Below are 14,242 nucleotides of genomic sequence, written 5' to 3' on the forward strand. Positions count from 1 at the left end.
TCTTTCACGCTTGATGCCTTTGCTGCGGCATCACGAATGCGAGAGTGGCTATCCCAGCAGCAGGCCGGCAACTGCCGGTGACAACACCGAGACCGTCTGGTTCTTCAGCAGCGGGCCATTCACTTCGGAAGCGGCCTTGATCTCACGCCACTCAGTGTCAGTGCCGAACGCCGCCCATGCCCTGGTGCGATCATCCTCGGACTTGAAGCGCGTCAGATAAGTCAGACGGCCATCTTCCGCCGGAGCCTGGAACACACCAACCAACTCAATGCCGTGCCGGGGAAGACGCGGCACCACATGCTCCTTGAAGCGCGCCCTCATCGCCGACGCCTTACCTTCAACGGCCTCATACACGCGAATTTCGTAAATCAACGCACTCTCCATCTGCTTGCGTGCTCGGAGCGGATAAAATCAAAAGAGAGATCAATGTCAAATTTATTCTAGTTCAATTCCTGCTTTTCCATTCATTTGCACCGCAACAATGGGAAAATCGATTGAATTTAGTCCCAACCACATCCATCTTCTTCTTGCCAGGAATTGAAACAATCTGGCAATTGTACTATTCAATAGTCTTGCTTTTCAGGATACGCTGCCGTGTCACAAGACGTTTCAACCGAATGGATTCCAGTTCTCTCCGAAGAGCCCGGACCGCGTTACCTCGCGTTCGTGCAATCGCTGGAGAAAGACATCGAGTCAGGCGCTTTAAAGCCTGGCACGCGTCTGCTTCCCCAACGCGACATGGCGTCACAGCTCGGACTGAGCGTCGGCACCATCTCCAAGGCCTATTCCGAAGCGGAATCCCGCGGCCTCATTTCGGGAGAGGTTGGACGCGGCACGTTTGTGCTGCGGCGGCGTCCCGCGGCGGCCAGCGAGAGCCCTTCCTCGACTCTCAACCTTGCCCTCAACGTGCCGCCGCATACGGGCGAAGATGTACTGATCGCCTCGATTCTCGAAGACATCGTGGCCGACGGCGCTTTGACGCGGCTGCTCGGGTATCTGCCGCATCAAGGCCTGCTCCATCACCGCGAGAGCATGGTTGGGTGGCTTACACAACTCGGCGTGCCGACCGACGCGGACCACCTCTTCATCACCCATGGCGGACAGCACGGCCTCTCGATCGCTCTGGGCATGGTCACAAATCCCAACGGGGTCGTGCTGACTGAGCGATTCACTTATTCGGGCATGATCGCGCTCTCGGCGCAAAACGGTTACCGCCTGCATGGCGTGGATTGCGACAGGCACGGCCTGTTGCCGGACGCACTGGATCGCGCGTTTGCCGAAACAAAGGCGCGCGTGTTGTTCTCGACGCCGACCTTGCAAACACCCACCGGCACCACGATGCCGAACGAACGTCGGCAAGAGATCGCAGATGTCATTCGCCGTCACGACGCTTACCTTCTTGAAGACGACGCTTACGCGTTCCTCTTTCCGGAACCGCCGAAGCCGATTTCACTTCTGCTGCCGGAGCGCAGTTTCTATATTTTGAGCTTCGCGAAATGTCTGGCTCCCGGTCTTCGCATCGCGGCCATGATCGTGCCTGACCAGTTCCGCGACCGCTCCAACAACGCCGTTCGCGCGACCGGCTGGATGGCATCGCCGCTCATGGCGGAAGTCGTCACACGCCTCATCCATAGCGGCGACCTGACGCATCAGGTTCAGCTCAAGCGCGCGGAAGCCGCACGGCGCAATGCCATTGCTGACGAAGTGCTCGGCAACTGGCTGCCCGTTGTTTCCGAAACACCCGGATTTCACCGTTGGCTGCCGATTCCCGCCGGGCGCACGCTGATTGCGCTTGTCGCGCAAGCCGCACAAGCCGGAATTACCCTCGCTCCTCCGGGCGCCTTGCAGCAGGTCGACCGCGGCACACTCGGCGTCCGCATCTGCCTCGGACATCCGAAAACCCATGACGAACTGAGGCGTGCGCTCATTGAGCTACGGCGAATTCTCGAATCCGCTGAGGAGATGTCGTTTGTCTAGGGTTTCAACCCAGGCGCGATCCCAGAACCGCTGTGAAGCCAATGGTCGCATGAGAGAATGATTGAACTGCGCCAATTCAGACAGTTCATTGTCGTCGCGGAGGAACTGAGCTTCCGCCGTGCGGCGGATCGTCTCAACATGGCTCAGCCTCCGCTGACAGCCACGATCAAGCGACTCGAGGACACTATCGGCGCGACGCTGATCGAACGAACGAACCGGATTAACCGGCTGACAGAGGTCGGACTCGTTTTCCTCGAAGAAGCGCGAAAGACCGTCAATCAGGCTGATCAGGCTGTCCTTGCCGCACAGCGTGCAGGAGCGGGCCTGACGGGCGCGCTGCGGGTCACATTCGTCGCAAGCGCTGCACGTGAAATCCTGCCGTCGATCCTGTTGCGGTTTCGCGAGCGCTATCCCGCGGTCAAACTCGACTTGCGGGAAGCGATGACAGCGCAGCAAATCGATCTATTGAATGCACAGGAGACCGATCTCGGCTTTGTCATTCCGCCTCTTCACGGCGCCGAGAATCTGAGCAGTGAGGTCGTTGCCCGCTACCGGCTGGTCGCAGCCATTCCGGAAAAGCACTCGCTGGCGCGATACGAACAGATAAGACTGTCCGATCTCGCGCACGATCCGTGGATACTGTTTGCCGCTCGTCAGGGCCCTGGCTTGCACAGGATCATTCTCGATGCATGTGCGCGCGCCGGGTTCGTGCCGCATATAGGGCAGGAAGCTCCACAGATGGAGACGATTGCAAATCTCGTTGCCGGCGGAATGGGTGTCGCCCTGGTCTCCAGAGCGCTTGCAACCGGCGGCCGCAAGGGCGTCGCATTCCGGGAATTGACCGGACCGGGTGCGCCCGTCGAATTCGAACTGGCAATCGCCTACGCGCAATCATCCCCTATCGTAGATGCCTTCGTTGCCGCCACCAGACAGCACGCCGAGATGATGGCGTCCTGAGCGGCTAATGGCCGCGAAGCTCCCACATCGAGCCGGATGCGCAAAACGTCGGCCAAAAACAGCGGCAGCTTCAAGGCCTCCAGCAGATAGTCGGTGTTCATCGAAACACCGATCGAGCCAATCACCGCGACAATCGAGCCTAAGATCACTGCCGCATTCATCACCTCATAGTCGCGGTTGAGGAGCTGCGACAGGAATATCCTGAATATCAATGAGAGTTGCAGAATCGGCACTACCACCATCAAGGGTGCAACGGCCAGCGCCGCATAGACAAAACCATGAGAGGCCGCCACAAGAGCAGCAGCCGCGGCGTACCACGTTGCGCTGTTGCGATTCACAACGCGTATGCTTTGCCGGAACGGCTTTAGCAGGAGCACGAGAACGACGAGCACGGCGGTTGCCGCGGCATAGGCGATTACTCCCCCGGCAATCACATTCTTGACGGGCGTGCTTTCAAAGGCGGCCCGCACCAGCAATGGCGCCACACCATACGCTACCGCTGCGCCCAGACCGCAAATCACTCCCGGGAGATATCGCGGCTTGAAGACAGCCTTTAGCGCATGATCCGGGGGCATTGAGGCCGCTGGTTTGGACGATTCAGGCTTTGAGGTTTTATGCAACTGCGTGCCAAACGAGCCACCGAGCATCAGGATAGTCCCAATCGCCTGCAATACCGTAAATTCCTCCTTGAGCAGAACCACTGCCAGCAGCATGGTCACGACCACCTGAAGCTGTACGATCGGAGCGGAGATATTCACGCCTACCAGCCTGTTGGCTTCGTAGTTGAAGTAACGGCCGATCAGGAATTGCAGCACGCCCTGGGCTGCCAGCCAGCAGGCCGCGACAAAGGGAAATGAACTGATCGACCAGATCTGTCCTGTAAAGACCGCCATCGCCAGAAAGCAGAGACCTCCGAGCGGTACGGTCAGGGCAATCGCCTGCGCCGCTGTTCCAGTCAGAACCCCGCGCCGCATCGCGGCATTGTTCATGGCGAATGTCAGCGCCGCGAACGTCGCGTAGATAGCCCCAAGCATCGGTCGGCCTTCCGGAGTGAGATGAAGACGTTTTTCGTCTCTCGTTTGCGCACCAGCGCGTTAGTGAAGGCCGCTTTTGACCGATCGTACGATGTTCCGCATCTTCTTTTCAGTCATAAGGCCGGAGACATTTTGCATACAAGCTGGAACAAAGCGCGCCAGAAAAAAGCAGGCCGGCATGTCCACCTGCCGGCCTGCTATCGCTCAACATTGCTAGTCTTGCCGCAACTACTCCGGCGGAATGTTGGCCTTCTTCACAACCACCGCCCAGCGCTCGATTTCGCTATCCACGAAAGCACGGAACTCATCGCCGTAAAGGTTGCCAGGTTCGACACCCATTTCGGCCAGTTTCTGCTTGGTCTCCGCGGATTCATTCACTTCCTTCATTGCCGCCACCAGCTTCTTGTAGATCGGCGAGTTGTTCGCCTGCGGCATGTAAAGGCCGAACCAAGCCTGTACATTGAAACCTTTCACGCCGGACTCATCGAGCGTCGGGACATCAGGAAGCAAAGGCGAGCGCTTCGGGCCGGTCAGGGCCAGAACACGCACGAGACCTCCCTTTGAGGCATTCACAACCGTCGGCAATGAATCAAAGATCATTGGTATATGCCCGCCGATAAGATCGTTCATGGCAGGGCCATTCCCCTTGTAGGGAATATGAACGATATCGACGCCTGTCATCTGTTTGAACAGCTCACCCGACAGATGATTGGCGCTGCCTGTTCCGGCCGATCCAAACGAATACTTGCCCGGATTCTTTTTGAGAATCTCGATCAGCTCGGCAACATTCTTCGCAGGGAAGCTATTTGTCACCAAAATGGCGTTAGGAGCCGCCGCGACGAGCGCGATCGGCGACAGGTCCTTTTTCGTGTCGTAAGGAATGCTCCTGTAGAGGCTCGGCGTAATCACATGGTGCGTGGCAGTCAGCAGCAGCACCGCGCCATCCGGAGGCGAACGCACTATCGGCTCGGTGCCAATGATACCGGATGCGCCCGGCTTGTTCTCGATATACGTCGTAACGCCGAGCTTATCTCCGAGAATCTTGCCGACCACGCGTGCAAGCACGTCCGTCGGGCCGCCTGCGGAAAATGGCACGATGATGCGGATTGAGTTACCTGGAATTTCCGATCCCGAACTCCGCGCTTCCCCCGAAGCAAGGAGCATAATCGCCATGATCGCCATCAAAACGATTCGCATTGTTTCCCCCTTGGACTGTTCTTTTGATTTTTAGTGATTTGTCTTGTGAGACTATCCCGCCGGTTTTAGCTTCTTCACGGGCGTCTGATCGAGGTTGAAAAGCCGCGCAGCATTCAGCCCCAGAATGTTGCGCTTGGCCTGCTCTGTCAGGAAGGGAAGATCACAAATCTCCTGAGGCAGATCGAAGTCGAAATGCGGCCAGTCCGACGCGAACAGAAGCTGCGTCTCCGCCTTGATCATTTCGAAGGTGTTTTGGAGAGCCTTCGGATGAGTCGTCTCCATCGGCTGGGTCGTGTACCAGCAATTCGTATTCATATACTCGCTCGGCATCCGCTTCAGCTGCGGCGCTTCGGATGGACGCATCAGATACTGATCATCGAGACGCTGCATCAGGAACGGAACCCAGGCGAGACCACTCTCCACCCACATTGATTTGAGCTTGGGGAACCGCTCCGGAATTCCGTTCAGGATCCAGTTGGTCATATGCACCATGTTGCACCAGGCAAAGCCAAGTGCGTGCATGCCCAGGAATCGGTTTACGGTCGCCAGCGATGGATCCTGCCAGTGATAGCCGGCATGGAAGGCGATCGGCTTTCCAGTCTCTTCGATCATCGAATAGAGACGCATGTAATCGTTGTGATGCACCGGCTTGTAGCGCGTGCTGGTCACACAGAACCCGATCACACCCTTTTTGTCGCCGAATTCCTGGACAGCGCGCTCCGCTTCCTTCGGCGTATTGAAAGGCAGATAGATCAGGGTTTTGATTCGGTCATCGGCTGACAGAATCTTGTCGGCCATCCAGCGGTTGTAAGCTCGGCCCAGCCAGACCTCCATCTCCGTCTGGGGATGCATACCGAGAAACAGCATCGGCGTCGGAAACACGACCATATTATCGACACCGAGCGAATCCATCGCGCGGCGTGTCAAGGTCACATCGCGGTGGACATCGGTTTCCGTCACCGTCTCGCGCTGGTCATCCTGATGCGGGATGCGTCCGCCGACGGACTGATACCGAAGGCCGAGGTCGCCGTTCAAACCATACGGCGGTGCACCGATGCGTTCCATCTGGTATCGCATCGCATTGTCGCGGATAACGGGATCCTCGATATACGTCACCACTTCCTTCCAAGAGACACTTTCGACATGGTGCGCGTCGATATCGACAACGAACCAGTCGTCGAGTCCCCGTCTGATGGCGTTCTTTTTCGCCAGCGCCAGCACGTCGCGCGTATCGGTGTATACGTCGATCTGCTGAGTTTTTGCGTATTCGGGGCCGAACGTTTCCCGCTTATTCATTGCGATTATCCTTGAACGTAAGTGTCTTCGTCGGGGCGGCGGCGATACCACAGCGCTAATTCCATCGGACTGAGGTGAAGCGCCCGCAACATCTCGGCGACCGCGGAAAGCAGTTCCGTGGGTGTCATCTCGCTGTCGCGCTCGCCAGCGATCGGCTTGAAGGTCCGTTCCTCGCCATCGGATTTCGCCACATACAGGCGGATTGCGGCGGTCAGGATGTTGGCGACGGATTCATCAGAAACCCGGCTCGCCTGTCCGGTTTCGACAAGTTCACGCGATGCCCGTAACAGATCCGGCGCAACGGAATCGATCCAGCCGTACTGATCATTACGGCGGTCTTCACTGGAGGACGACATAGATTTCTCCATCGCGAATGGCGAGATCGGCCTTGCGCAAGCGAACGCTCGCATTGCCTTGATGTGCGCCGGTCTTGATGCTGAATTCGTAGCCGTGCCAGGGGCACACGATATTGATTTCACTCTCGTCATATTCCATCGAGCGAACGGTATGATCGTCCGCCACCGGCTCCAGCACCCGCTTCATGATGCGTCCCTGACACACGGGTCCCGCGCGATGAGCGCACCGGTTGTGCCAGGCAAAGAATTCATCACCGAGCCTGAAAACGCCGACCTCCTTGTCGCCGCAGACGATTACCTTGCGATCGCCATCGGCGTAGTCCGCAACTTTCCCAGCGTTGTATTCCGGCATCCATGCTCTCCATCCGCGTCTCGCGCCAAGGCACCAAGACCAACCGTTGTGCCGACGCCGAACGGCATCGCTACTCAGTTTTTATTCATTCCAAACTGAGCCGGATCGGCAATAACTCGTTTCATAAGGCGCGATACGCTGGCCGTATCACGCGTGCAGCAAATTGCTGCACCGCGATTGCGCCGCTGCAGAATCCCTGAAGATCAAAGGGAGATCGAGTGCAGCCAATCCTGCACGGCAGCGTTGTCGCTCATTTTGCTGACGATGAGAGAGCGCTGTTGCGTTTGGCGCAACGCTAGCGGCCAATGAAGCTGGCTACTGCCGCGCTTGCAGCGGCACACGACGCGACAATCAAGAACACGATTGATGTTTCGTCCCGCGCATCCATGAGGTGTCCGAGAGGGGCTCGCTCAGTCTCGCGAACAGATAGATGCAGGAGGCGCTGACTTCTAGGACCTGCGCCGAACTGGAGCTTGGGCAAGTCTTTGATTGCCAGAGAACCAGCTCCTGGACTTTACAAACTCACTTTCCAGAAGGCGTCTGACCTCCCGGGTCAGTTTCCTGAGGTCGCTTTCAGGGCGACGAAGCAGCCACACATTCAAAAAAGCTGTCTCATTCGGCAGCACCCGGACAAGCCGTTCCGCTTGCGCAAAGGGCACCGCCAGAAGCGCCAGGCCAAGGCCCTCGGCCGCTGCAGCGAAGTGACTCGCAACCGGAAGGATGCGCAATGCATTGCGCACCTCCGTTGCCGCAAAGAACTGCGTCGCCAATTGCATCTGGCCGGCGCGTTCGCTTCGAAAACCGGCAAAGTCCTCTGTGAGGCCAATAATGTCGTGATCCTTGAGCTGAGCGAGAGTTCTCGGCGCAGGATGGGCCGCGAGATATTCTTCCGACGCGAATATGCCGAACGCTACGGTGGCTACCCGTTTGCCTATCAGTTCACTTTCGCCCGGGTCTCCCATTCTGATGACGAAGTCGAGATCGCTTGTCGCCAGGGGCTGCTGATGCATTGTCGATGTGAGTTCGAGACGCAGGCGACTGTTGAGCCCGCGCAGCAGTTTGACGCGCGGCAGGAGCCAATGCTTCGTCATTCCTTCGGTCGCGGATATCTTGACGACAGACGACCTTTGCCCGACCCGCGAGCGCAGTTCGCGATTGAAGAGGTCAAACGCCGACAGAATATCGCCGGCGGAGCGCCGAAGATCTTCGCCCTCCGGCGTGAGCTTGACCCCCGACGACGCGCGGAAAAACAACGGGGCTCCAACGTACCGCTCAAGCTCCTTCAGCCGCCGGCTCAGCGTCGGCTGACTCATCCCCAGTTCATTGGCTGCGCGATTAACGCTGCCAGTTCGCGCCACAACCAGGAATAGGCGATACAGATCCCAGTTTGCTTCGGTCACGTCTGCATTCCGCACTGCCTAAGAAGGGATGGTGATGGGACGGGCATGCGAGACTAGTTTACACGTCTGTCGCGTCCCTGCCAGTACCGCTCACGAAGCTTGCGCTTCAGCACTTTTCCGGATGGGTTTCTCGGCATCTCCGACAGGAACTCGATCGACTTGGGAATCTTGTAGCCTGCCAGGCGCTCCCGCGCGTATCGCAAAATACTATCCGCATCCGCAACGGCATTCTGCATCGGCACCACAAGCGCCTTGACCGCTTCGCCCCACCGTTCATCTGGCACCCCGATGACCGCGATATCGGCCACATCCGGGTGGCCGAACAACACGCTCTCGATTTCCGCGGGATAAATGTTCTCGCCGCCGGAGACAATCATGTCCTTGATGCGATCGTGGATGTAGAGGTATCCATTCTCGTCGAGATATCCTGCATCACCGGTATGGAGCCATTCTCCTCTGAGCGTCTTGGCTGTGTCCTCCTGACGATTCCAGTACCCCTTCATATTCCTTGTCGTCCGGCAGACGACCTCCCCTACTTCGCGCGGAGGTAACGATGCTCCCAGAGCATCCACTATTCGCAATTCGACACCATCGATCGACCGACCGCATGACTTCATTACCTCGCTATCAACGCGAGAATGATCCTCCGGTAAAAGCGCCGTGATGACCCCACTCGTTTCCGTAAGGCCGTAGACCTGAACAAACCCTGTTCGCTTGAACACGCGAAGTGCGTTTTTAAGCAGATCGATTGGGATCGGCGAGGCGCCATAGATCACACGCCTCAGTGACGACAGGTCGACCTGATCGATATTCTTTTCTGACAGAAGGACCAGAATCATCGCAGGCACAAGAAACGTCGCCGTAACACGATGGCGCTGAATCGCGTCAAGGACCAAAGATGGAACAAATTCGCGGAGAATAATGACCTTCACTCCGGCCAGCAGCCCCAGAACCCCGGTCCCGCTACCGGCAATATGAAACAGCGGCATTGTAATCAGTAACGTGTCGCCGGGCGACCAGTCGCCCCATAAGTCAAACACCCTGGGCGACGTCAGCGAAAAATTCCGATGGGTCAGCTGAACTCCCTTGGGGTGACCTGTCGTCCCGCTTGTGTACATCTGAATGCAAACGTCATCAGGCTGCAAGACCAAGCCGGGATCATGGCTGCTCTGCGCATCGCGCCACGCGGTGTAAGATGCATCAAGAACGATCACCTTCCGGGTCGTGATGAGTTGGTTGCGAATACTGTTTATCGTTTCCAGAAACGATTCACCGACAAAAAGGACTTCCACTCCGGCATCGTTGATCACAAACGCGATTTCCGGCGCCGCGAGCCGCGCGTTTACCGGCACCGTCACAGCGTTCGCCTTGGCGGCCCCCAAAAGAACCGAAAAGAACATGTCGCTATTCTTGTCGAGAATGGCCACTCGGCCCGTCGGCTCAACGCCGGCAGCAATCAAGCCGTTTGCAACCTGATTTGAAGTTGCGTCGAGACCACCGTAGGTCGTCTCCCTGCCCTCAAAACTGAGAGCAACGGCATTCGGGGTCCGAGCTGCGTGATATCGCACAATGTCTGCAAGTGTCTCGACTGGCGCGCCGTTACGCGCCGAGGCTATCGAATTGGTCATGATTGGCGTTTCCCTTGGGCTCCGTTGAGTCCGGGCCCTTGGGAAGCAAGCTGAACGCGCCCGGTCCGAAGAGGTAGGGAGAATTTGGCGAATAGCTATTCAGTCCTGAATGGCGAAATTGCTATTCATTCCTGTCGATGGGCTCAAAATATCTGCCATGGCGGTCATTCCCGCAGCAACGAAAATGCCCATCATAACCGCGAAAGGTGCTAACTGACATGATGGAAATCACGCTCGCCAACGTAAAGGACTTCGTTGGCCAGAGCCTCGGAGCTTCGGATTGGGTCGATGTCGACCAATCCAGGATCAACCAGTTCGCGGAGTGCACCGGCGATCGGCAGTGGATTCATGTCGATATTGATCGAGCCAGGAAAGAAAGCCCGTTCGGCGGCACGATCGCGCACGGATACCTCAGCCTCTCGCTGGTCGCGGCACTGGCAATGAAGCTGGGGCTGGCTCCCGCAGATGCTTCTGCGGTGATCAACTATGGGCTGGACAAAGTCAGATTCATTACGCCGGTAAAGGCAGGCGAGCGCGTTCGCCTGCAACTGGCTCTGGCCGGCATCGAGCCGAAAGACAACGGGCAATTCCTGATCAGGAGCAAGGCAACTCTGGAGATTGAAAACAGCCAGTCGCCAGCTCTGGTGGCGGAGAGTCTCGCTCTCATCATCCCTTAATCACGCAGCCACGGCGCGATGCATCAAAAGCCCGGCCCGCACTCGGGCCGGGCTTTTGATCGTTCAGGACGACGACAGCACGGCCGTCAGACCGCCATCGACGGCCAGGATCTGCCCGGTGATATGCTTTCCGGCGTCGCTGGCGAACAATAGCGCAGCACCCTTGAGATCGTCATCGTCGCCAAGGCGGCGAAGCGGCACGCCTTCGGTCAACTTGTCGACACCGACCGATGCGATGACTCCCTTGGTCATTTTCGACGGGAAGAAACCCGGCGCAAGCGCGTTGGACGTGATGCCATGTCGGCCCCAACTCCCCGCAAGAGCGCGGGTGAAGTTCACCACCGCACCTTTGCTGGTGTTGTAGGCGATCGTCTGCATCTCACCGCTGCTGCCGAACAGGCCCGCAACCGACGCGATATTGATGATCCGCCCGTACTTGTTGGGAATCATCGATTTCTTGCCGATCTGCTGGCTAAGCACGAACAGCGCGCGGATATTGAGGTTCATAAGCTTGTCCCATGCTTCGATAGGATGGTCTTCGGTCAGCGCTCCCCATGTCGCGCCGGCGTTGTTCACGAGGATGTCGACCTTGCCGAGCTTGGCGATCGCTCCGTCCGCGAGCCGCTTGATATCTTCGTCCTTGGAGTTATCGGCTGCGATCCAGTCCGCCTTGATGCCGAGCTTGGCGAGATGGCCCTGAGCTTCTTCCAGATCACCGGCCTTGCGCGACGAGAGGACGATTTTCGCCCCCTGCTCGCCAAGTGCTTCGGCGATCTGAAGCCCAAGTCCGCGCGAGCCCCCTGTAACGAGTGCGGTCTTGCCGGTCAGATCGAATGCCTTCTTGATGCTTCCCATATCGTTTGTCGTTCCTCTGATGAGTTGAATGGTTGCCGTCTCGGATGCGGCTACTTTCCGCGGAATACCGCGGCGCGGCGCTCGACGAAGGATTGGATACCTTCCTTGAAGTCTTCGCTGTTGAACACGCGATCCCTGATCTTGGGAATGTAGTCGATTGCGGACCGCTCGCCGCTCTCGATGAACTTCAGTGCGGCTTCCTTTGTGACCTGAATTCCGATCGGCGCATTTTTTGCGATCGTCTGCGCAATCTCCATTGCGCGCTGGATCTGCTGGCCAGGGCTCACGACCTCCTGGACCAGACCGATCTTGTAGGCTCGCTCCGCCGAAAATTCATCGCAAAGGAAGAGATGATACATTGCGTCGCCCCAACCAGCGCGCGTCAAAAAGCGAAAATGCGCGCCGCCCAGCGGAGCGATGCCGCGCTTGGATTCCATCTGACAAAAACGGCTGTCACTGGCCGCGATAACGATATCGCCCGCAAGCATCATTTCAATGCCGATCGTGAAACAGATGCCTTGAACCGCCGTCACAACCGGCTTTCGGCAACGCTTTTGAAGCGCGAACGTGTCAACATTGCCTTCCTTTAGCTTGAGCGCGTCCTTGTCCGCTGTCGGACCGAAGAACTTCGGCATATCAAGACCGGCAGTGAAGTCGCTCCCCTCTGCACAGACCACACCGACCCAGTAATCGTCAGTATTATGCAGAAGGGTAAGCGCATCGGACATCTGATTCATCATCTGCGGGCTGAAGGAATTCTTTTTGGCCGCGTTGTCGATAATGATCTTCAGTACATGACCGTGCACCTCGGTTCGAACCTGCCCCACGGCAGCTTTTGTCTCACTCACGTTGTTTCCTCCTGAATTGTCTTGATCAAGTCGCCCGACATTAAGATCGGCGGTCCATCATGAGAGACGGTGCGCTTTTCGGCTAAAGCTGGACCGGCGGGCATGAAATCGGATGGTTTTCCGAATACTCCATCCAGAGTTCCTGCATTATCCTTCGCCATCCGACCGGGCATCGGACGTTCTGGGTGTGATCAGAGCAGCCGATACTGCATCCAGCTACTAAAATTGTGAATAACCGCTATTCATCTATGAATGATCGGAGATCGGCTTGCTTGCGCCTCACGGTTGAATAGCGCCAGTTCAAGATTTTCGTTGGGGCCGGCAAACACCCCCTGCTTAGGTTACGCGACTTTGCCAAAAGCCGAAAAAGGCGACGCAAGGTCGTAAGGCCTGGGAGGGCATCATGAATTTCAAGACACTCACAAAAATCGCGCTTGGACTGATCGTAGCATATGGGCTCGCCACGAGCGATCCGGCATTCGCGCAGAAGCGGTACGATCCTGGAGCGAGCGATACCGAGATCAAAATCGGCAACACATCTCCGCATAGCGGTCCGGCGTCGGCCTATTCAGCCATCGCGAAGGCGCAAGCTGCCTACTTCAAGATGATCAACGACGGCGGCGGCATCAATGGCCGTACGATCACCTATATTTCTTATGATGATGGCTACAGTCCGCCAAAGACCGTCGAACAGGCCCGAAAGCTGATTGAGAGCGACGAGGTTCTGCTTTTGCTGAGCAACCTCGGCACGCCAGGCAACACTGCCATCCACAAGTACATGAACCAGAGGAAGGTGCCACAACTGTTCGTGACGAGCGGCGCGGACAAATGGGCTGACCCTGCAAACTATCCTTGGACCATGGCACTTCTGCCGAGTTATCGCGGCGAAGCGCGAATCTACGCGCAGTATATCCTCGCGACTTATCCGGACGCCAAAATCGGCGTGCTGTATCAGAACGACGACTTTGGAAAAGACTATCTGATTGGTCTAAAGGAAGCGCTCGGCGAAAAGGCCGGAAAGCTGATCGTCGCCGAAGTGCCCTTCGAAGTCTCGGCGCCCACCATCGATTCCCAGATCGTACAAATCAAAGCTGCGAATCCGACGGTCTTCATCAATATCGGAACACCAAAGTTCGTCGCACAAAGCATCCGGAAGGTCGGCGAGCTTAACTGGAAGGTCGTTCAGATCATCCCGCAGGTCGCGACCACAATTGGAGGCGTCATCAAGCCTGCTGGCTTCGAGAATGCGCAGGGCGTGCTCAGTGCCTATTACCTGAAGGACGCTACCGATCCGAAATGGAAGAGCGATCGCGGGATGATCGAGTGGAACGCGTTCATGGACAAGTATCTGCCGGACGCGGACCGGGCCGATAGCCTCTATGTCTATGGGTACGCGGTCACGCAAATCATGGTGCAGGTGCTAAAGCAGTGCGGCGACGACCTGACCCGCGAAAACGTTATGAAACAGGCCGCCAATCTCGATATGGACGTGAATATGCTTTTGCCGGGCATTCGCGTGAAGACGAGCGCGAACGACTACCGGCCGATCGAGCAGCTTCAGATGATTCGCTTTTCCAAGGATCAGTGGGAGCTGTTCGGCCCAATTCTCAGCAGCGAAAACAAACCTATGTAGCTCCACCCGGACTAATCCGGCACTCGTTCATC

At 57.2% G+C, this 14,242-nt stretch carries 16 protein-coding genes; 5 read left to right on the forward strand and 11 right to left on the reverse strand.

The genetic code is table 11. The features are described 5' to 3' along the window. Positions 1-48: 48 nt before the first annotated feature. Positions 49-372, reverse strand: coding sequence for an NIPSNAP family protein (locus I554_RS0124145; RefSeq protein ID WP_051373156.1), 324 nt, complete (start codon positions 370-372; stop codon positions 49-51). Between the two features lie 222 nt (positions 373-594). Here I554_RS0124145 and I554_RS0124150 point away from each other — a divergent pair, with 222 nt between their 5' ends. Beyond that, positions 595-1,977 (forward strand): PLP-dependent aminotransferase family protein, encoded by a 1,383-nt coding sequence (locus I554_RS0124150; RefSeq protein ID WP_024575792.1) that lies wholly within the window; start codon positions 595-597, stop codon positions 1,975-1,977. A 57-nt stretch (positions 1,978-2,034) separates the two neighbouring features. Beyond that, entirely contained in the window at positions 2,035-2,934 is a 900-nt protein-coding gene (locus tag I554_RS0124155) for a LysR family transcriptional regulator (RefSeq protein ID WP_024575791.1), read from the forward strand. On the opposite strand, the gene I554_RS0124160 is transcribed toward I554_RS0124155, so the two are convergent. From I554_RS0124160 to I554_RS0124180, 5 genes are all read right to left on the reverse strand, one after another. After that, entirely contained in the window at positions 2,859-3,968 is a 1,110-nt protein-coding gene (locus I554_RS0124160) for a DMT family transporter (protein WP_024575790.1), read from the reverse strand. The two genes, I554_RS0124155 and I554_RS0124160, sit on opposite strands and share 76 nt — an antisense overlap. 228 nt (positions 3,969-4,196) lie before the next feature. After that, complete coding sequence (locus tag I554_RS0124165; protein WP_024575789.1) at positions 4,197-5,165, reverse strand: tripartite tricarboxylate transporter substrate binding protein; 969 nt, start codon at positions 5,163-5,165, stop codon at positions 4,197-4,199. 51 nt (positions 5,166-5,216) lie between these two features. Beyond that, positions 5,217-6,461 (reverse strand): amidohydrolase family protein, encoded by a 1,245-nt coding sequence (locus I554_RS0124170; RefSeq protein ID WP_024575788.1) that lies wholly within the window; start codon positions 6,459-6,461, stop codon positions 5,217-5,219. A gap of 5 nt (positions 6,462-6,466) precedes the next feature. Continuing rightward, complete coding sequence (locus I554_RS0124175) at positions 6,467-6,817, reverse strand: hypothetical protein (protein WP_024575787.1); 351 nt, start codon at positions 6,815-6,817, stop codon at positions 6,467-6,469. Further along, positions 6,801-7,169: a Rieske 2Fe-2S domain-containing protein gene (locus tag I554_RS0124180; RefSeq protein WP_024575786.1), complete on the reverse strand. Its 369-nt coding sequence runs from the start codon at positions 7,167-7,169 to the stop codon at positions 6,801-6,803. The genes I554_RS0124175 and I554_RS0124180 overlap by 17 nt, the downstream gene beginning before the upstream one ends. Positions 7,170-7,171: 2 nt before the next feature. Between I554_RS0124180 and I554_RS27430 the strand changes: the two genes are divergently transcribed. Then, positions 7,172-7,369, forward strand: coding sequence for a hypothetical protein (locus tag I554_RS27430; RefSeq protein ID WP_024575785.1), 198 nt, complete (start codon positions 7,172-7,174; stop codon positions 7,367-7,369). A gap of 249 nt (positions 7,370-7,618) precedes the next feature. On the opposite strand, the gene I554_RS0124190 is transcribed toward I554_RS27430, so the two are convergent. Both I554_RS0124190 and I554_RS0124195 read right to left on the reverse strand, forming a co-directional pair. Continuing rightward, positions 7,619-8,569 carry a LysR family transcriptional regulator gene (locus I554_RS0124190; protein ID WP_024575784.1) on the reverse strand — a complete coding sequence of 317 codons (951 nt, stop codon included), beginning with the start codon at positions 8,567-8,569 and terminating at the stop codon, positions 7,619-7,621. Positions 8,570-8,622: 53 nt separating this feature from the next. Beyond that, entirely contained in the window at positions 8,623-10,197 is a 1,575-nt protein-coding gene (locus tag I554_RS0124195) for a fatty acid--CoA ligase (protein ID WP_029659698.1), read from the reverse strand. A gap of 218 nt (positions 10,198-10,415) precedes the next feature. On the opposite strand from I554_RS0124195, the gene I554_RS0124200 reads away from it, so the two are divergent. After that, positions 10,416-10,874, forward strand: coding sequence for a MaoC family dehydratase (locus tag I554_RS0124200; RefSeq protein WP_024575782.1), 459 nt, complete (start codon positions 10,416-10,418; stop codon positions 10,872-10,874). A 63-nt stretch (positions 10,875-10,937) separates the two neighbouring features. Here the strand turns inward: I554_RS0124200 and I554_RS0124205 are convergent, their stop codons facing one another. From I554_RS0124205 to I554_RS27435, 3 genes are read right to left on the reverse strand one after another with little or no spacing between them, the layout of a single operon-like run. Next, positions 10,938-11,729, reverse strand: coding sequence for an SDR family oxidoreductase (locus tag I554_RS0124205; RefSeq protein WP_024575781.1), 792 nt, complete (start codon positions 11,727-11,729; stop codon positions 10,938-10,940). 50 nt (positions 11,730-11,779) lie between these two features. Beyond that, positions 11,780-12,577 carry a crotonase/enoyl-CoA hydratase family protein gene (locus I554_RS0124210; RefSeq protein WP_024575780.1) on the reverse strand — a complete coding sequence of 266 codons (798 nt, stop codon included), beginning with the start codon at positions 12,575-12,577 and terminating at the stop codon, positions 11,780-11,782. Next, positions 12,574-12,738, reverse strand: a complete 165-nt coding sequence (locus tag I554_RS27435) for a hypothetical protein (protein ID WP_192819832.1) — start codon at positions 12,736-12,738, stop codon at positions 12,574-12,576. Before I554_RS27435 ends, I554_RS0124210 begins: the two co-directional genes overlap by 4 nt. A 242-nt stretch (positions 12,739-12,980) precedes the next feature. On the opposite strand from I554_RS27435, the gene I554_RS0124215 reads away from it, so the two are divergent. Beyond that, positions 12,981-14,210, forward strand: coding sequence for an ABC transporter substrate-binding protein (locus I554_RS0124215; RefSeq protein ID WP_024575779.1), 1,230 nt, complete (start codon positions 12,981-12,983; stop codon positions 14,208-14,210). Positions 14,211-14,242 lie beyond the last annotated feature (32 nt).

Source organism: Afipia sp. OHSU_II-C1 (assembly GCF_000497575.1).
Classification (GTDB): Bacteria; Pseudomonadota; Alphaproteobacteria; order Rhizobiales; family Xanthobacteraceae; genus Afipia.

Coding starts and splice junctions, on each gene's coding strand:
- I554_RS0124200 (WP_024575782.1), top strand. CDS start 10,416: ATGATGGAAATCACGCTCGCCAACGTAAAGGACTTCGTTGGCCAGAGC.
- I554_RS0124180 (WP_024575786.1), bottom strand. CDS start 7,169: ATGCCGGAATACAACGCTGGGAAAGTTGCGGACTACGCCGATGGCGAT.
- I554_RS27430 (WP_024575785.1), top strand. CDS start 7,172: ATGCTCTCCATCCGCGTCTCGCGCCAAGGCACCAAGACCAACCGTTGT.
- I554_RS0124195 (WP_029659698.1), bottom strand. CDS start 10,197: ATGACCAATTCGATAGCCTCGGCGCGTAACGGCGCGCCAGTCGAGACA.
- I554_RS0124215 (WP_024575779.1), top strand. CDS start 12,981: ATGAATTTCAAGACACTCACAAAAATCGCGCTTGGACTGATCGTAGCA.
- I554_RS27435 (WP_192819832.1), bottom strand. CDS start 12,738: ATGGCGAAGGATAATGCAGGAACTCTGGATGGAGTATTCGGAAAACCA.
- I554_RS0124160 (WP_024575790.1), bottom strand. CDS start 3,968: ATGCTTGGGGCTATCTACGCGACGTTCGCGGCGCTGACATTCGCCATG.
- I554_RS0124175 (WP_024575787.1), bottom strand. CDS start 6,817: ATGTCGTCCTCCAGTGAAGACCGCCGTAATGATCAGTACGGCTGGATC.
- I554_RS0124205 (WP_024575781.1), bottom strand. CDS start 11,729: ATGGGAAGCATCAAGAAGGCATTCGATCTGACCGGCAAGACCGCACTC.
- I554_RS0124170 (WP_024575788.1), bottom strand. CDS start 6,461: ATGAATAAGCGGGAAACGTTCGGCCCCGAATACGCAAAAACTCAGCAG.
- I554_RS0124155 (WP_024575791.1), top strand. CDS start 2,035: ATGATTGAACTGCGCCAATTCAGACAGTTCATTGTCGTCGCGGAGGAA.
- I554_RS0124165 (WP_024575789.1), bottom strand. CDS start 5,165: ATGCGAATCGTTTTGATGGCGATCATGGCGATTATGCTCCTTGCTTCG.